At 70.4% G+C, this 18,023-nt stretch carries 12 protein-coding genes and 3 pseudogenes; 6 read left to right on the forward strand and 9 right to left on the reverse strand.

The window, feature by feature from the left end; translation table 11 throughout:
- Nucleotides 1–319: 319 nt before the first annotated feature.
- Entirely contained in the window at nt 320–1,021 is a 702-nt protein-coding gene (locus C6376_RS44225) for a histone-like nucleoid-structuring protein Lsr2 (protein ID WP_159083418.1), read from the reverse strand.
- Nucleotides 1,022–1,238: 217 nt separating this feature from the next.
- Between C6376_RS44225 and C6376_RS40140 the strand changes: the two genes are divergently transcribed.
- Entirely contained in the window at nt 1,239–3,188 is a 1,950-nt protein-coding gene (locus tag C6376_RS40140; protein ID WP_107448079.1) for a hypothetical protein, read from the forward strand.
- A 352-nt stretch (nt 3,189–3,540) separates the two neighbouring features.
- Here the strand turns inward: C6376_RS40140 and C6376_RS40145 are convergent, their stop codons facing one another.
- The 6 genes and pseudogenes from C6376_RS40145 to C6376_RS40175 all read right to left on the reverse strand — a co-directional run bounded on the left by C6376_RS40145 (nt 3,541) and on the right by C6376_RS40175 (nt 11,597).
- Nucleotides 3,541–4,785, reverse strand: coding sequence for an NADH:flavin oxidoreductase/NADH oxidase family protein (locus C6376_RS40145; RefSeq protein ID WP_107448080.1), 1,245 nt, complete (start codon nt 4,783–4,785; stop codon nt 3,541–3,543).
- 86 nt (nt 4,786–4,871) lie between these two features.
- Nucleotides 4,872–5,543 (reverse strand): annotated as a pseudogene (locus tag C6376_RS40150) (amidase family protein); the annotation flags it as partial.
- A gap of 502 nt (nt 5,544–6,045) precedes the next feature.
- The gene (locus tag C6376_RS40155) at nt 6,046–7,302 is read right to left on the reverse strand and encodes an SDR family NAD(P)-dependent oxidoreductase (protein ID WP_367881075.1); all 1,257 of its coding nucleotides are present in this window, start codon (nt 7,300–7,302) and stop codon (nt 6,046–6,048) included.
- Between the two features lie 85 nt (nt 7,303–7,387).
- Nucleotides 7,388–9,544 carry an MMPL family transporter gene (locus C6376_RS40160; RefSeq protein WP_107448083.1) on the reverse strand — a complete coding sequence of 719 codons (2,157 nt, stop codon included), beginning with the start codon at nt 9,542–9,544 and terminating at the stop codon, nt 7,388–7,390.
- A gap of 308 nt (nt 9,545–9,852) precedes the next feature.
- Complete coding sequence (locus tag C6376_RS40170; protein ID WP_254076453.1) at nt 9,853–10,230, reverse strand: DUF302 domain-containing protein; 378 nt, start codon at nt 10,228–10,230, stop codon at nt 9,853–9,855.
- A gap of 599 nt (nt 10,231–10,829) precedes the next feature.
- Nucleotides 10,830–11,597: an ATP-binding cassette domain-containing protein gene (locus C6376_RS40175; RefSeq protein ID WP_107448086.1), complete on the reverse strand. Its 768-nt coding sequence runs from the start codon at nt 11,595–11,597 to the stop codon at nt 10,830–10,832.
- A 297-nt stretch (nt 11,598–11,894) separates the two neighbouring features.
- Between C6376_RS40175 and C6376_RS40180 the strand changes: the two genes are divergently transcribed.
- The 3 genes and pseudogenes from C6376_RS40180 to C6376_RS40190 all read left to right on the forward strand — a co-directional run.
- Entirely contained in the window at nt 11,895–12,929 is a 1,035-nt protein-coding gene (locus tag C6376_RS40180; RefSeq protein WP_173985821.1) for a substrate-binding domain-containing protein, read from the forward strand.
- 40 nt (nt 12,930–12,969) lie between these two features.
- The gene (locus C6376_RS40185; protein ID WP_173985822.1) at nt 12,970–13,983 is read left to right on the forward strand and encodes an ABC transporter permease; all 1,014 of its coding nucleotides are present in this window, start codon (nt 12,970–12,972) and stop codon (nt 13,981–13,983) included.
- A gap of 52 nt (nt 13,984–14,035) precedes the next feature.
- A pseudogene (locus C6376_RS40190) lies at nt 14,036–14,191 on the forward strand (transposase); the annotation flags it as partial.
- Between the two features lie 268 nt (nt 14,192–14,459).
- On the opposite strand, the gene C6376_RS40195 reads toward C6376_RS40190, so the two are convergent.
- Complete coding sequence (locus C6376_RS40195) at nt 14,460–15,224, reverse strand: helix-turn-helix transcriptional regulator (protein WP_107448087.1); 765 nt, start codon at nt 15,222–15,224, stop codon at nt 14,460–14,462.
- A gap of 75 nt (nt 15,225–15,299) precedes the next feature.
- Nucleotides 15,300–15,644, reverse strand: coding sequence for a hypothetical protein (locus tag C6376_RS40200; RefSeq protein ID WP_159083419.1), 345 nt, complete (start codon nt 15,642–15,644; stop codon nt 15,300–15,302).
- 1,424 nt (nt 15,645–17,068) lie between these two features.
- On the opposite strand from C6376_RS40200, the pseudogene C6376_RS40205 reads away from it, so the two are divergent.
- Nucleotides 17,069–17,209 (forward strand): annotated as a pseudogene (locus C6376_RS40205) (IS110 family transposase); the annotation flags it as partial.
- A 145-nt stretch (nt 17,210–17,354) separates the two neighbouring features.
- Entirely contained in the window at nt 17,355–18,017 is a 663-nt protein-coding gene (locus C6376_RS40210) for a maleylpyruvate isomerase N-terminal domain-containing protein (protein WP_159083420.1), read from the forward strand.
- The last annotated feature ends 6 nt before the right edge of the window (nt 18,018–18,023 follow it).

Genomic DNA, 18,023 nt, shown 5'->3' on the forward strand with positions numbered 1-18,023 from the left:
CCCGCAAACCGGCGTCGCGCACCGGCGGGGGCCGGCAGGGCCGTACCGTCCCGGCCGGCCCCCGCCGGTGCGGCATTCCCGCACGGCCGCCCGTCCTCGAGGCGGCAGCGCGCCGCACCGGCCCGGCCGGCGCCTCACGAGCACCGCTGTGCCGCGCTCGCCGCGGGGCCCGCACCCGGTGGCGGCAAGGCCGGTGAGGACTTCGGCGGCCACGCCGACGGTCCCGCGGTGGCCGGCCGGTCCGGCGGCGGGCCCCGCGGCGAGCCGGCGGGGGCCGAATGCGAAGGGGGCGAGCGGCCGGCCGGGGCGACGGTCCCGGTCAGGACGTCGGGCCGCCTGCCGCCCGCCACGCCTCGAGGATGTGGACGGGGATACGGCCGCGGGCGGGCACGCTGTACCCGGACCGCAGGGCCCAGGCCCGTACGGCTTTGGGACTGTGCCCGTGGGCCTCGGCCGCGGAGCCCTGCCCGAGCGCCGAACGCTGCTCGTGGGCCCTGTGCAACTGCCCGGTCAGCTCCTCGATCCGGGTCTCCAGCTCCTGCGCGCAGGGAACGGCACGGTGCGGGAACAGCCGGGCCAGCAGCGTGCCGCCCAGGGTGAGCAGCAGCAGGAACGCGCTGGCCGCCAGCGGAGCGTAGCCCGCCATCGGCTGCGTGGCCGCCGGGGCGTGCGCCGTGGAGGTCACGACGATGATCCCGGTGAGGGCGACACCGGTGACACCGAGGGTTGCGCTGCACTTGCGGGACAGCTCGTCGTCCGCCCTGACGCGGATCGCGTGGCCGATCACCAGGCCGACCGCGAGGCAGACGCCGTACCCGACGCCGTACCAGAGCGGGCCGGCCGGAGCGACGATGTTGAGAAGGGCGCGGGTGGGACCCGCCGCGGCCACGAAGAAGATCATGCCGTGCCAGCTCGGACGCCGGCCGCACCAGCTGTTCGGCTTGCCGTTGCTGTCCTGCCACCACGGAATGGGCACGGCCCAGCCCTCCGCGCGCGTACCCTTGAACCAGGAGAGAGCCATGTCAGCGTCCTTTGCACGCTCAGTGGTTTCAAGATCGAGACCGAATGCGACTCGGACTCGTCTTCTTCTCTCGCAATCGACCCCCTGACCTCATATCAGGGGGTCGATTACTTCAACTGCGCCAAGAATGGCGGAACGAATGATTGCGAAGCAAGTTGCACCGCCTTGATTCTTTGATTGTTTTCGCAGGTGAGAGACTTTCTTTCTTGATCGATGCATGAATGGCAAACGCAATTACAAGAAGAGGGGCACCGCCCTCAAGAAGAGCTGCTACGTTCACACGATGGCGCCGCCACCGCACATTCACGAGCTGACCGACATCAGCAATTCACGCGACCTGATCCGCTACGCCGTCGCCTCCCAGTGGGGCCGCCTGGGGACGAGCCTCAGCCTCAACCAGAAAGCCGTGGCCAAGGAGATGGGCATGGCCGAGTCCGCGTTCTCCCATGCCCTCGGCGACGGCACCGCCCCGTTCGACGACGCGCATCTCAAGCGGTTCGACCTGATCATGTCCGTGCTCGGCCTGGACCACGCGGGCGGCCTGCGGGCCCTGGCGGTCCGGCTGCGGGGCGCGCACGACGCGGAGAGCCGCGCGGTGGACCCGCACTCGCCGGCCAGTACCCACGAGGAGCTGCTGCGCCGCCTCTCCAACGACGAGGACACCGTGCTGCTCCAAGCCGACGCGCTCGTCTCGCGGTTGCGGCTCGCCTCCCGGCTGGGCCGCTCGGAGCCGTCTGCGCGAAGCAACGAGATCAACCGGGTGGTCAGCAGGCTGATCCTGATCGGCGCCGCGCCGCCCACCCAGCGCAACGTCGAGGCGCTGATCTGGCTGGGCACCCTCTCCGGCTACGCGTTCGACCAGATGCAGGACCAGCTGGTCGAGGCGGTGCGCACCACCCCGCTCGGCTTCCGCGTCTGGCGGGCGGTCACCAAGAGCGTGCTGCTGAACACGGTGAAACCGGCCAGGGGAAAGGAGATCAGGACCGACCGGGCCACGATCAACTCCCTCCGGGTGAGCGTGCGGCGCTTGCTGAAGGACGCCGGGACACTGCGCGACAAGAGCCTCTACCCCGGCCGTTCCCTCGACCTCGAACTGGCCATCGCCCTGCCGGGGGCCTGGTCCGCACCCACCGACGAGCAGGGCGACTGGGTCTATGAGGTGCTGCTGGAGCGGGCCCAGAGCGACTCCGCCACCCTCCGGGAGCGCGCCACCGCCGCGCACGGACTGTGGCAGCGCGCCGTCCAGGGAAAAGGCCGGGACAAGGACACCGTCAAAGTCCAGCTGCAGGAACTGATCGACGAGTTCGAGGCTGCCGAGAACCGTCCCGACGTAGCCACCGGACTGCACTGGACCGCGGCCACCCTGAGGGCCGTCATCGCCGAGGACGTGGAGGTGTGCAACGCCTGGCCCGAGAACGGGGAAGCGTGGTTCGCCACCGTCATGGATGCCGCCCGCGACCTGGGCGAGGACGTGACGATACCCGCGCACGTACGGTCGGCCACGAGGAAACTGTTCGAGCACGCGCTGCTCCAGAACGCCGGTGTCCCGCGCCGCCAGGCGATCGACACGATCGTCGCCGCGGGCTGGGCCGATCAGGTCGCCCACGCGCTGAGCGAAGTCCTCAAGCACGAACGGGGGGAGTCCTGGCTGCGGATACGGGCCCTGTTCGCCCTGGGATTCCTGCAGTGCCGCAACAGGTACGTACGAGATGCCCTCGTCGAGGCGTGCCTGCGGGCCGCGCACAGGCTGTCCGTCGCCGAGCCCCAGGAGCAGAGTCCCGCGATGGTCACCGAACTGCACGCCGCGCTCTTCGCCGTGGGCGACTGCTTCGGCGCCCGCGGCGCGGAAGACCTCGCGCGGCAGGTGCGCGAGCCCCTACGGTCCACGTTGGAGAAGCTGGTCGAAGGAGGACTCCTCGCCGACGAACCGACCTGGCCGGCCGCCCGGGCCGCCGCCTATCTGCTGACGTTCACCGCACAGGCCGGCCGCCCCGCAGAGCCGGACTTCGCTCAGGTCCTGCTGGGCCGACTGGAGCATCACCCCGACCCCGTGACCAGCGAGCTGAGCAAGTGGGCACTCAGCTTCCGGTTCGCCGGCGACGGCTCGGTACGACCGCTCCTGGACGCGGCCCGCCTCGACGCGCACGGCAACCTCCGGCTGGACTGACGCAGGCCCCCGGGGGGAAGGGACGCACTTCACCGCCGGCAGTGCGGTCGATCCGACGCGGGGTTCCCCTTCCCGGACCCTACGACGCACAGCCAGGCGCCGGGGCGCTGCGGGTCGGCCTCGAACACAGGGGTGCCGGCGCGCACGTGCCCGCACATCCCGCGGTGCGTCGGCTCCGCGCCTTCCCACCGAGAATGGCAGCCGTGCGCTCCGGATACCGGGATCCGGAGCCGGCCGGCAGCCGGGACACGTCCCCGGATCGACCTGTGCATCCTCCCCCTCTCCTGCCTCTCGGGGACCGTTGCCGTGCAGCCGGCGCGGCACCGGGCCGCCTGGCGGCGGCAGAAGGTCCTCACGCGCCTCGCTTGGAGCGCAACGAGGTACGGCCGTTTCTGCGCACCATCGCGATGGTGGTGGCGAGTTGACCGCGCCTCAGGTCGGGGAGCAGGCCGTCGCCGAGGCGATGCATCTGGTCCGTGTGCCAACTCAGGTCCAGCGCCCCGTCGAGTGCCTTGATGTCGGCGATTCTGCCGAGCAGGCTTCTCATGCCGTAGCGCATCCGGTGTGCGGTGAGCATCTCGGCGCGCCCCTCGAGGATGAGCCGGGCGGCGTCCGGCGTGGTGATCGCCGGCCGGCCGATGCCGACCACGTCGCACTCACCGGCCCGTACGGCTTGCCGCATGCCGTCGCGGGTGCGGAATCCGCCGGTGACGGCGAGCGGGATGCCGCCCACGAGTTCACGCACGGTACGGGCGTACTCCAAGAAGTACGCCTCGCGTGCCCTGGTGCTGGGTGCCGCCTCGCCGCTCATGGCCCTGGACTCGTAACTGCCGCCGCTGACCTCGATGAGGTCGATGCCTTCGCGAGCCAGCGCGGAAAGTACGGCACGGGATTCGTCCTCGCTGAAGCCGCCGCGCTGGAAGTCCGCGGAGTTGAGCTTGACGGCCACCGCGAAGCCGGGTGCGACGCGGGCCCGGATGCGCCGGACGACCTCGAGGACGAAACGCATCCGCCGCCCGGGGTCGCCGCCCCAGTCGTCGTCGCGCCGGTTGGACAGCGGTGACAGGAACTGTGAGATGAGGTACCCGTGGGCTCCTTGCACCTGCACTCCGTTGAAACCGGCCCGCTCGCACACGGCCGCGGCCGTCGCGAAACGCTCGATGATCTCCTCGATCTCCGCCGGTCGCAGCTCGCGGGGCGTCTTGGCTCCGGGCAGCTTCGGTGCGACCGGGCTGGGGGCCACCGGCGTGTGTCCGAGCGCCAGGGGATTGGTCTGGCGCCCGGGGTGGTTGAGCTGCGCCCAGATCGGGACACCGGCGTCCTGGGCTGTCCTGGCCCAGCGTGAGAGCGCGTCGACGTGGTGCTCGTCCTCGATGACGATGTTGCCCGGTTCACCCAGGTGGGCTCCATCGACCATGACGTTGCCGGTGATCAGGAGGCCGTACCCGCCACGGCTCCACGTCGAGTACAGACGGCCGAGCCGATCGTCGGGCGCGTTGTTCCTGTCACCCAGCGTCTCGCTCAGCGCCGACTTCATCAGACGGTTGGGCAGCACCTGGCCGTTCGGGAGGGTGAGGGGGGTGTCCAGGGTGTTCATCGGGGACTTGTTCCTTGGATGTGTGGTCGGCGCCGGGCAGGGTTTGCCCGCCGGCTCGGGTGCGGGGCGGCACAGGCCGTGGACCCTCATGCGCAGTTCGGCGGGGGCCGGTAGCCCTCGAGCTCCCGGCCGAGGAGCTCGGCGAACTTGATCGTGGTGAGGTCGCCGCCGCCGGGACCCATCACCTGCAGCCCGACGGGCAGACCGTCGCGTGCCGTTCGGACCGGGACGGTCGTCGCCGGAGAGCCGGCCGCATTGGCGACAGCGCTCCACTTGACCTGGTCCCAGTAGGGCCGGGACTGCCCGTTGACCCGGATCCGACGCCCGAACCTGTCGATCGGTTCGTTGTGATGGGCCGGTGCCGTGGTCGGCGTGACCGGCATGAGTACGACATCGAACTCCCGGAAGAACTCCACCCATCGCTCCCGGATCTCATGGCGTGCGACGTCCGCCTGCAGCCAGCTGCAGTGCGACTGGAAGGTTCCTCGCAAGGCATACAGCGCTTCCCCGCGGGGACGCCGGGCGACGCGCGCGAGGAGCGCGGCGTTGGAGGCCGCCGTCAGCCCGGACCGGTCGTAGGTGAACGCCCCGAACAGCAGGCGCAGGAAGACGTCGTGACTGGTCGCCAGGGAGACGGGGAGGCCGGCGGGCTGCCGCTGGACCTTCGCGCCCGCCGCCTTGAGGGCGGTCAGGGCGTCGTCCACCGCGGCTTCGACATCGTGGTCGACGGGACACAGCGCATCCTCGGTCCACACCGCGACCCGGAAGTCGCAGCCGGTCGTTGTGGGCGCCGATCCGGCTCAGGTAGACCTCGAGCAGCTCCGCGCTCGAAATCTCACCCGAGGCCAGCGCACTCAACTGGTCCGCGGCTGACTGGAACGGGAGGTCACGCACGGAGAGCCTCATTTCTGTACGCGCTGGTCGGAGGGGTTCAGGTGGGTAATCGGTCGCGCCCCCACCATTGACGTATGAAAATAATATTACGAGCATACGTCAATCTTCAACCCCGTCCTCGCGGCAACCGCCACCGGATGCCGCCGGCCCGGCGGCGCTCCGGCCGGCGGGGCGTGGAGGTGACCGGCGCCGCCTCGCCCTCCTGCGGGGAGGGGGCCATCCGTGGTGAGCGCCTTGCCGGGGCGGCCGCCCCCGCCGCGGGCATCCTGGGCGGGCCGGCGCCGGTGGCCGGCACATGCCTGCTCGGGGCGCCCGTCTCCGGCGCCGGCGGCCGGCAGCGGCCCGGCGCGGAACGTGCGGCCGCCCTCAGGAGGTCAAGAGGTCTTCGCCTTCGCGGGCGTCGAGGCTTGCGACGATCCTTTGGACCTTGCCGTCGCCGGCCATGCGGGAGTCCATCACGGGGGCCAGGACGCCTCGCAGGGCTGAGACCGCGGACCACCGGCGCGGGCGGACGACGCGTGCGTCCCCGCGGCGCAGTCCGGCGACGATGGCGCGCGCCGCCTCCTCGGGGCTGATTCGCTTGTGGAGTACCTTCGGCAGGCCGTTGAGCAGTGCTCGCGCCGCGGGATCCTCATCGACGCTCTGCCGGATCATGTCCGTGTTGATCATTGCGAAGTAAGCCGTCGTGACACTGACCCCATGGGCGGCGAGTTCGACTCGCAGTCCCCTGCCGAGCTGCTCGACAGCCGCCTTGCTCATCGCGTAGGGGATCGTCTCCGTGCCGTTGACATAGGCGAACACCGATGACAGCAGCACGAGGCGGCCCTTGCTCTCGATGACGCGCGGCAGCGAGGCATGGATGGTGTTGAGCACACCGCGAACATTGACATCGAAGAGCTGATCGATCCTGGGGGGCGACGAAGCCCGAAGCGTCGCCCCCCGGGCCGCCACTCCCGCATTCGCGATCACGATGTCGAGGCGGCCCTCCTTCCCCGCCACCTCCTCGACGATCCGTGACATGTCGGCAAGGTCGGTGACATCGCCGCGCAGCACGGTGATCCTCTCGTCGATGCCGTGGCCGGCGCCCGGGGGGTGGAGATCGGCGACGAAGACCCGGGCGCCCTCGTCGGCCAGGCGGCGTGCGGTCGCAGCGCCCAACCCCCTTGAGCCGCCCGTCACGAGTGCGACCTTCCCCGCTGTCGAGGCGTTCCGCCGCGTCCCTGCCATAGCGCCCTCCTGAACATCCTTGTCCAGACCCTGGGGCGAAACGCCGACGGGCCGGCCGAGCCTTCTCCCGGGCATAATATTATGAACGTAAGGCATTGGCCAGAGGGGGCGCGGCGGCCGGAGCGGCTGTGCCGGCGGGGGACCATCTCCACGCCGGCCGGAGCGGAGCGGCGGCCGGCGGCGGCGCAGAGGCTTCTGTGCCCGCGGTCCGGTCCTGCGCTGTGCCGAAGCCGCGCCGGCGGGGCCCTCGGGGCCGGCCCCGCCCGCCGCGAAGGGCGCCGCGCCGCCGAGGGGGCGCGCCTGCGCTCGGCCCGCGGCTGCCCGGCACGGCTGCCCGGCCGGGCGGCCGGCTCGGAGATCGCGGGAGGCGGGCGAGCCCACGTGGTCGCCGATCATGCCGGCGCTCCTTGCTCGATGCCTGCGGTCGGCATACCCGGTGGGTATACCGGGCCCCGGCTGTCATCGCCGTGCCCCGGCGGGTTCAGTCGTGCGAGAAGCTGATGCGGGGGAGGATCCGGCGCAGCCAGACCGGGCTGCGCCAGGCGCTGTGTCCGGTGATCCGGAGCAGGACCGGCAGCAGTACCAGGCGGATCAGCAGTGCGTCGAGCAGGACGGCGATACCGAGGATGATCCCCATTTCCTTGGGCGGCAGGGGGTCGGCGAGGGCGAAGGTGAAGAACACGGCGACCATGACGCCGGCGGCGGCCAGGATCACCCGGCCGGAGTGGGCGAGGCCCTCGACGTGCGCCGCACGCGGTGTGCCGGTGGTCTCGTAGTGCTCCTTGGCGGCCGAGAGGAGGAAGACGGTGTAGTCCATGGCGATGGCGAAGATCATCGCGAAGAAGAACACCGGTGCCCAGCCGTCGAGGAACCCCTGCGGGGTGAAGCCGAGCAGACCGGCCCCGTGCCCGTCCTGGAAGATCAGCTTGGCGGTGCCGAACGCCGCGGTCGTGGACAGCAGGCTGACCACTGTGCCGAGCAGGGCGATCAGCGGCGCCTGCAGTGCGACGAGCAGGAGCAGGAAGCCCAGGGTCAGGACGACGCCGACGACCAGGGGGAGGTAGTCGTCGAGCGTGGTCTGCAGGTCGAGGTTCTCCGCGGCGGCTCCGCCGACCAGCGCCCCGGAGGGCAGGCCGGTGCGGAGCCGGTCGAGGGTGTGTGCCAGGCGGGGGCTGGAGGGGTCGTCGGCGGGCATGACCTGGATCATGCTGTAGCCGCTGTGGTCGGCGGCGGGCTGTGCCGGCATCACCGCGGCCACGCCCGGAGTGTCCCGGGCCGTACGCAGCACGGGGCCGGCGGCCTCGCTCGGGGTGACGATCTGCAGCATGCCCGGGGCGCCCCTGCCCATCGCCTGCTGGACGGTCGCGTAGCCCTGGCGTACGGGTGCGTCCTCGGGGAGGACCTGGATGGAGGGCATGCCCACCTTCAGTCCGAAGACCGGCACGCTCAGGAGCACCAGCACGGCCAAGGCGCCGGCGGCGAAGGGCCAGGGCCTGCGGTGGAGCAGTTCGCCCCAGCGGGCGAAGGCCGGGGAACGGTGCTCCTGCTTCCTGGACCAGGGCAGGGAGGCCGCGTTCACGCGGTGCCCGAGCCTGGCCAGCACCACCGGCAGCAGGGTGAGGGTCGCGGCCAGGACGAAGACCACCGCGAGCATGATGCCCACCGCCATCGTCCGTACCGCGGGCGCCGGTACGAGGAGTACCGCCGACAGGCTCACCAGCACGGTCAGCCCGGACAGCAGGACCGCTTTGCCCGCGGTCTGCAAGGTCTCGGCGACGGCCGCCAGCGGGTCGCCGTGGCGGCGCAGGCCGGCGCGGAAACGTACGACGAGGAACAGGGCGTAGTCGATGCCCAGGGCGAGGGCGAACATCATGGCGAAGTTCATCGCCCATACCGAGATGGGCGTGACCTCGTTCAGCAGGACCAGCCCGCCAGCCGAGGCGACCAGACCGGCCAGAGTGAGCAGCAGAGGAAGGCCGGCGGCGACCAGGGAGCCGAACGCGAGGACCATGACGGCCAGCGTCACCGGCCAGGACAGCATCTCGGCTTTGATCATCGCGTCGTGGTTGGCCTCGTTGAAGTCGCTCCACAGCGCGGAGGCGCCGGTCGGGCTGACCTGGACGTCGTGGGTGGACAGGCCGGTGAGACGGTCCTTGAGATCGTCCACCGCGCGGACCATCGCATCACTGTCGCCGGCCGCCCCGCCGAGCACGATGGCGGTGTGGCCGTCCCGGCTGATCGACGCCCCCGGCTGAGGCGGAACCACCGAGGCGATGCGCTCGTCCTGGCGGAGCACCCGGGTCACCTCGGCGGTCACCTCGCGCAGGGCGGGGTCGTCGGCGGTGAACCGGTCGGAGTGGACGACGACTTGCAGCGCGGTGGACCCCTGGCCGCCGAAGTGCTCGCGGGCCAGTTCACGCACCTTCACCGACTCGGAGCCGTCGGCCTGCCAGCCGGCCCCCGCCAGTGAGGAGAAAGCGCTGGGCGCCAGGGAGCCCAGCGCGATGACGACGATGCCCCACGCCAGGAACACCCAGCGGGCACGGGTGGCCATCGCGACGCCCCAGCGGCCGAGCAGCCCGCCCGGGGGACGAGGAGGAGGAGACGTGTGCCGGACGGTTTCGGGTGAGGTCACCATGACAGAGCTGTCAGCCTTTCATCGTTGCCGGCACGCCGGACACACGTCTCGCCGACGTGGTGGTCCGTCCGCGCGCCGCCGCAGGTACGGGCGGGAACGCCCGGGAGGGAACGGCAGGGGCTTGGGGGGTCAAGGGCGGGTGCTGCGGGACTTCCACGGCCACCACCGCACGGAGTCGGACCGGGCTTGCCGTGGATGGCCGTCACACCACTGACCGGCCGGTACGGCTGCCTTGACCTGGTCCACGTGCATCCCGCATCCGGCCCAGGTGGTCTTGCCGCAGGTGCGGCACTTCTTCGCCTGGCACATCAGAACTCACCCGTCCCGCACCCGAGTTCCTCGTCCAGCAGCGCCAGAGCGGCCTCCAGGCGTTCCGCGGCCTCCTGCGCGACGGCCGCCACGCCGGTGGCGTCGGTGACTTCGGCCATGACAGCCGGATCGACCGCCTCGACCACGGTCACCGAGGGATCCGCAGCGTCCTGCCGGACCACCACGTTGCACGGCAGCAGCAGTCCGATCTGCCGGGTCGCCTCCAGCGCACGGTGGGCCAGAGGCGGATTGCACGCCCCCAGAATCACGTACCGCTCCCACGCGACGCCGAGCTTCTCCCGCAGCGTCGCCTGCATGTCGATCTCGGTCAGCACCCCGAACCCGCACTGCGCCAAAGCGGCCCGCGTCCCCTCCATCACCTCGTCGAACGGCTTGCCGGCGTACGCGCGCGACAGTCCCGGACTCGTCGACATCACTTCCTCCTCCATCGGACACCCGGGATACCCCCAGGGGTATTGAACATACCATGGGGGGTATCGAGTCGGCCGGTGGGTCCCGGCTCGGCGGCGGGTGCGGAGGGCCGGCTGAAGGGCGCGATCACCCCGACCGGCCTGCTCCCCGGCGGCTTCCCCGCTTCTCGGGTACGGCCCGGCGGTGAGCGTCCCGCGAGAGCTCCGGAGGCGATCGCGTCCGCGGGTCGCCGTTCTCGGCCTGGCGGTCGCGCGGCCCGTTCCGGCCCGTACGCCATTGCCCGGCCGTGCGGCAGGAGGTCTCCTCCCGCTCGGCGTGCCGGCCCGTGCCGAGCGCAAGCGGATGTCCGGGAGGCCGCCGTTCGCGTGCGGCGTCGGCCCGTGGCGGGGAAAAGGCTCAAGTCCGCGTACGCCGTCCAGGACGACGCCGCCGAGCGGGGATCCCCGGCGTGGTCCGTGAGGACGCGTTCGGTGCGGCGTGATGCCCGCGGTCGGCGGCCGAGGCGATACCGGCCGCCGCCGCCGACCTGCCCGACCCCCGCGGGTCAGTCGCTGCCCGTGGCGCCGACGATGGAGGAGAAGATCCTGTCCTGCGTTGTGGTCGGCACATGGAAGAAGCCGTTGTTGCGGCCCAGCCGCAGCACCGCCGCCTCGTCCGCCACGGCCTTGACGTCTCCCAGGTTGTGGCTGATGAGAATCACCCCGATGTCCTGTTCGCGGAGCTCGTCGACGAGGTCGAGGACATGGCCGGTCTGGGGGCCGCCCAGCGCTGCGGTGGGCTCGTCCAGGAGAACGGCCTTCGGCCGGCCGAGAAGCGCGCGGGAGATCGCTACGGTCTGCCGCTGGCCCGCGGACAGGGAGGCGACCGGGGCGCACACGTCGGGAACACGGATGCCCAGGGCGTCGAGCTGCCGTCGCGCCTCCCCGCGCATGCGGCTGTCGTCCATCAGCCGGAACAGGCGCCCCCGGACCCCCGGGCACCGCCGTTCCCGTCCCAGGAAGAGGTTCTCGGCGACATCGAGGTCGTCGCACAGGGCCAGGCTCTGGTACACGGTCGCGATGCCCAGGCGCCGGGCGACCCGGGGGGTCTTGATGTGGACGACCTGGCCTTCCCACTCGATGACGCCCTTGTCGGCGGGGTCGACCCCCGCGATGACCTTGATGAGGGTGGACTTGCCGGCGCCGTTGTCGCCCAGAAGGGCGACGACCTCGCCGCTGCGGAGCTCGAGGTCCACATCCCTGAGGGCCTGGACGGCACCGAATCGCTTGGAGACGCCGCGCAGTGACAGCAAGGGCGGCCCAGTCACGCGCATCTCACCCTCTCCGCCGATCGCGGTGACGCCGCACCGCCTCGGTGGATCCCTTGACCGCGGGGGAGCGCACCCCCTGGCACGATCAGGACTCCGTGTACCGGATCACCATCTTTCGCTCCTCCCGGGACGAACGCAAACCCTCGGCCGGTTCCGGTGCGGCCGACACCGCACCGCGTGCTCCAAGGCAGCGCGCCACACTGCGGGCTCCGGAGCATGGGATGCGATATTTATTAACAATACGGACATATATCTGGATCGCGGAAACACACTGGACCCGGCCGGAGGAGGGCGTCACCGATGGCGCACCATCACACCGTCCGCAAGCACAGCCGGCGACGGCACCCCAGGCAGGGGGCCGTGCTGCTTCTGGCGGGCACGTTGGTGCTCGCCGCCGCCTGTGGCGGGAGTCAGGACTCCGCGGGCGGCGGGACGCGGAAGGTCACGATCGGTCTGGTGACCAAGACCGAGACCAATCCGTTCTTCGTGACCATGCGCAAGGCCGCCGCGGACGCTGCGAAGAAGGACGGCGCCGAGCTCATCGCGCTGTCCGGCAAGTTCGACGGCGACAACGAGGGCCAGGTCGCCGCGGTGGAGAGCCTCGTGGCCCGCGACGTGCAGGGAATCCTGATCACGCCGTCGAACACGACAGGAGTCCTGGGCGCCATCGCGGAAGCCCGGCGGCAGGGCATCCTGGTGATCGCGCTGGACAGCGCCACGGACCCCGAAGACGCCGTGGACGCCACGTACGCGACCGACAACTTCAAGGCCGGACGCCTCCAGGGCGCCTACGTCAGAGCCGTGCTCGCGGGCCAGGCCCCCGAGCTGCTCATGCTGGACGGCACGGAGGGCTCCTCGGTCAGCCGGCAGCGTCACGACGGGTTCCTCGCCGGCTTCGGGATCAAGAACGACTCACCCGCGATCCGCGGGCGGGCGAACGCCAACGGCGACCGCAACCTTGCGCAGACCGCGACGGAGAACCTGTTGCAGCGCACGACCGAAGTGAACTCGGTCTACACCATCAACGAACCGGTGGCCGACGGCGCCTCCACGGCCATCGCCGAACGCGGCCTCACCGGGCAGGTGACCATCGGCACCATCGACGGCGGATGCGACGGCGTGCGGGCCGTCCAAGCCGGGAGGTACGCGGCCACCGTCATGCAGTTCCCGGTCAGGATGGCCGACCGGGGCGTGGCCGCGGTCATGGAGTTCGCCAGGAGCGGGAAGAAACCGTCCGGCTTCACCGACACCGGCACCGACCTCATCACCGACAAGCCGGTGCGGGCACTGGCGTCCCACGACACGGACTGGGGACTCCGGCATTGCTGGGGATGACCCCGGGGCGCCGACCGGTGGAAGGGACCGGCAAAGGATCATGAGACCTCCCGGCACCACCGGCGCCACCGCCGAGACAGAGCAGGGCGCCCCGTTGCGGGAGGCGCTGCGCTACGTCCTGCGCACACCGACGGTCGGCCCCCTCGTCGCGCTGGCCGTCGCCGTACTGGTCTTCTCCCTGACGACGGACACGTTCATGACGCCGCGGAACCTCTCCCTGGTGCTGCAGCAGACCATCGTGATCGGCACCCTGGCGCTGGGGCAGTCCCTGATCATCCTCACCGCGGGCATCGACCTGGCGAACGGGGCCATCGCGGTCCTCGGCACGATCGTCATGGCCAAGCTCGTCTTCGAGGGAGGCAGCCCTGCGGGGGCGCTGCTGCTCGGCCTGGTCGTGGCGACCTTCCTCGGGTTCGTCAACGGCGTGCTCGTGGCCCGTCTGGGCCTGCCCCCCTTCATCGTCACCCTCGGCGCACTGAGCGTCGTCTACGCCGCGAGCAGGCTCTACTCCGACTCCCGCAGCTATCCCGTGACCAGTGATCTGCTCGACTTCTGGGGGCACGGCGTCCACCTCGGCGGCGTACTCGTCACCTGGGGAACGTTCCTGCTCCTGGGGCTGTACGCGTTCTTCTGGTACGTGCTCACCAAGACGGGCTGGGGACGGCACATCTACGCTGTCGGCAACGCACCCGAGTCCGCCCGCCTGACCGGCATCAACGTCCGGCGCACCGTCCTGTCGGTCTACGTCATCGCCGGTCTCCTGTACGGCATCGCCGCCTGGCAGGCCCTCGGCCGCATCCCCAACGCCGACCCCAACTCGTACCAGACGGCGAACCTGGAGAGCATCACCGCCGTCGTCATCGGCGGGACCAGCCTCTTCGGCGGCCGGGGAAGCGTCGTCGGAACACTGATCGGAGCGCTCATCGTCAACGTGCTCCGCTCCGGACTCACCCAGGCGGGTATCGACAGCCTCTACCAGGACATCGCGACCGGGACCCTCGTCATCGTCGCGGTCGGCATGGACAAGGTCCTGCGCAGAGGCGGCACACGCTGACACCGACGAACGACCGCCCACCGGGTGAGCCCCGGCCCGGCCGTCCGTCCCCGCCCGCGCTCACGCGGGTGTGGCTGATGCGCGCAAGGAGTTCCACCACCAGCTCTCCACCCGGTTGATCCGCGACAACCAAGCCATTGCGGTGGAGGACCTGGCGGTATCCGGACTCGCGCGCACCCGGCCGGCCAAGAGCGTGCACGATGCGGGGCGGGCCCAGTTCGAAACAGGAAGCCACGGAATCCCTGTCGAAAGCCGTGCCGCGTAGCGGCACAGCAACAGGTGGGGACGGCGGCGGAATCCTCGGGCTTCAGCCCGAGGAGCATGTCAACGCGCGACCACGCATGGTGACGGGGGATCGGGGGAAGCCGCGCGGGCCCGGAGCGAGGGGCGTGCGGGCCCCTCGCGGTGCAACGCCGCATCGAGCACCACGAACTGCTGTCCCGACCGGGGCTGACCTGCAAGGTACCGGTCCTGCTTCAGGAAATGATCTGTTCCCGGCGGCGGTGCAGCAGACGGTTGCGGCTTCCGTGGGGCCGCTGTCTCGGGATGGGGGCCCGTTTCTTGTGCAGGGGAGTGAAGCCGCCCGTGTGCGAGGTGTCGTCGCTGGGCGGCGGATCCAGGGAGCTTTCGACGCGAGCGGCTTCAAGCTCGCGGCGTTTCTCGACCCACTCGGAGAACTCCGGATCTCGTGGTGAGAGCCCCATGCCGATGAGTACCCCCATGAGCGCGTTCTCGGTGGGGAGCTTGGCTCCCCGGAAGACGTTGCAGATCGTTGTCTGGCCCACGGCCAGGTTGTGCCGCGCGGACACATTCGCGATCTTCTGGTACGTCGGGTTGCGCTGCCACACCTTGAGCTGGCGCAGGGCTACGGCGAACGCCTGGACAGTCATGACCTCGCAGGGCAGGAGCCGTTTGACCGCGGCCCGCTGTTCAGGAGCATCGGGGAGTCCGGCTGCTTCACGCTGTTTGGGGTCGGCGATCATCTCCCAGCGCGGACGCCAGGCGGAAGGGTCCTCGCCGGCCGCGGCCAGGTAGCGCTTCATGGTGTCCCAGGACGGGCACTTGGTTCCCTGCGTCGCAGCTGAGAGGGTCGCCCGCGACAGGCCGGACACGTCGGAGAACTGCTCGAGCGTCAGCTCCCTGTACTTGCGCAGCCGCAGAAGGTCCACGGCGAGCTGTTCGAGTGCGCCCTTGCTCGGGTCGACCTGCGTGGTCGGCCGGCCGGGCTCCCGGTGATTCATGACGGTCTCCCTTCCGGGCCCCGCTGCGCCTGGGCGGGGGGAGGCGGGCAGCCTCCCCCCCCGCCCAGGGCGCGGTCAGCCCTGCGTCTCCTGGGCGTCGGCCGCCGCGGCGCGCGAGGGACCCGGCTTACGGGAGGCCATCCCGGAGACGAGCCGCTCGGCGGCGAGGGTGCAGGACAGGGAGACGCTTGCCGCGGTGGGAGCGTCGCAGCCGGTCTGGATGAAGCCGAACGTCGCGCCCGCGGCGATCGTGAAGGCGGCGAGATTCAGCCTGATCCTGCTCAGGCCCGTGGAACGGCGCACGCCGCCGGGAGCGGGCAGCGGGCCTGCCTGGAGCCCGAAGGATCCGCTCTGCTGCGGGGAGACCACGCAGCCCGGGCCGAAAGGGCCCTCGGGCCCGAGGCGAGAAAACCGGTTCATCTTTGAACCTTTCTAAGAAGTGCCTTGTCTCGTGGTGCATGTGACCCAGGCTGTTTTTCCGTCCTGGTGGTGCTGGTGGTGCTGGTGCTGCAAACGCATCCGGGTTGCCGCCCGGATTTAGAAAGAATGCCCTACGCGACGCGCGTCATCAAGCGAAGATATTCCTGCGCTTTACCACAGGAACCACGAGTCGGGTCAGGCACTCGTCCGAAGACTAATCACCCTCCAAGCCCGGATCATGCACGTCTATTTTCTTAAGGAATACACATAGGCAGCCCTAAGTCAGGGTGATCATTGCCGGCGGGCCCGCCTGGTGGCGGTACGGGTAAGCAGAGTTGGGATTGGTTCGGACCAGGAGATGCATACTGACCGGAAGGTAAGGTGAACGCATGCGCCATGTGCGAACATTCGTTCATGGCGACGCTGGGGGTCTTTTGTGCCGGGAATGACCGTCGGATAGGGGTTGCGCGTGAAGGGATTGGGTGGTCGTGCATTCAGAACTCGAGTCTCTCGGTTAATTACCGGCTATCCTGGGCGGAAGGGGACGTGAAAAGATAGTTCCCGGTGCGCTAAAGATCGAAATGTCGAGAGAAAAGACAACCGGAATCCCGAGGTCAGGGCCGCCGGGCGGGACGGGTTTTCCAAAGGCATACGGCGCTGTGACAAAAAGGACTGGTCGGGTGGTATGCGAGGCCAGGTCTGGGCACACTCAACCTGGCAGCTCTTCGGGGAGGGGACTCCTCGGGGGGCGGCCGAGAGGTGCCTTGTCTCTGACCCAGGCAGGTATCCCGTCCTATCCGGCCGTTGCCGCGGCCTCGGGACAACGCGGTGCGTGGGGGTTCCTGCGTGCCGCGCCCAGCTTGAGGAGGTAGACGGTGGAACTGCTCGTAACCCGTGCTCCGGTGCCCACGTCGGCAGGGTTCGAGCAGCTCGTTGAGTGGCGTTACGGCGCTACCGACGGTGTGACGTTCCTGCTGCCACCATCTGGTGGTCCATGCTGCTCAGGCGGGCAGGACACGCGGGGCGCTGTCGTTCGGCCGACTTTGGGCTGCACGCGGCGACGGAGCGGATCTCCCCACGCGTAACTGCTTGCGCCGGCAGTGCGGCGGGGCGCGACCGCCCGACCGCGAGTCGACGAAGTGCTCAGCCCCTGGGGCTGTGCGGGGGGCATCACATCCATCGTCCTCAGGAGCCCGCCGACCACCAGGTCGGCGGGCTCCTTCACGTGCGGCACCGCGAGGGACCCGGTGGCGGGAGGGAGAGCGGCGACGGCGTCGGCCGCGTGGCCTTGCGCACCGCGTCGAGGCGGCGTCGTTGGTCTGCGCCCGGATGGCCGTTGCTGCCCGGACAGGCCGGCAGCCGCACCGTCCGTGCAGCGCAGCACCCCGGCCGCTTCGGCCCGGTATCCGGACGAAACCGTCGCGCAGCTCCGTGGCCTGCTCACCCAGTTCCACCCCAGCCCGGAGCGCCTCCTCGGCCCGCGCCTGGACCGCCGGGCCGTGACCCGGCTGCAGGAACGCTACGGATCCCCAGCCGGCTTGCGAAAGGCCGGTCGCCGCAGACTCGCGGCCGTGGGCGTGGAGCTCAGGGGGCCGGTGCCGATCACGGGTCATGGTCAAGAGTTGTGGATCGTGTGCCTCGTGATCAGGGCCTGTCCGGCAGATCATGCGCAGAGCCGGACGGTGGCGCCGTGGTGATCTCGGACAGTGGATGGCAACGCAGCAGGATGGCCGCCAGCCTCCCGGTGTGATCGCCGCTTTTCTCGACACAGCCGAGGTCACATCCCGGCTGCTGCGTTCGCCAGTGCTGGCCGAACGTTGGGAACAGCCGAGCGCGCTGGCTCAGTTCCGGGTCAGCGGTCTAGCCGGGCATCTTGCCCGAGCGGTCTTCAACGTCGAGCGTTGGCTGGCCGAGCCGCCGCAGGCGGGCGGGACACCCATCGATGCTGTCGTGTACTTCCTGTCCGGCACCGGCCCGGCGCCGCATCTGGAGAATGCCGTTCCGCGTCGAATCCGCGAGGTGGGCGAGCAGGAGGCGGCCGGTGGGCCTGCCGTCCTGGTCGAGGCGTTCGACGCCGCTCGCGCCCGGCTCGCAGCACAGTTGCCGACCATGCCGCTCGACCGGCATGTCGGCGTGTTCGCCCACGTACTGCCGCTCGATCAGTGTCTGCTCACCCGGCTCGTGGAACTCGTCGTCCACCTCGACGACCTGGCCGTCAGCCTGGCGGCACCCACGCCGTCGGTGCCCGTCGAGGCCACCGACGCGGTCATCGCCTGCCTCACCCGCATCGCCGTGGCTCGTCACGGCGTCCTTCCGGTGATGCGCACCCTGGCCCGCCGTGAACGCTCCACCGATCCGATCGCAGCTTTCTAGTGCCGC

Origin of the sequence: Streptomyces sp. P3 (genome assembly GCF_003032475.1) — a bacterium.
GTDB lineage: Bacteria > Actinomycetota > Actinomycetes > Streptomycetales > Streptomycetaceae > Streptomyces.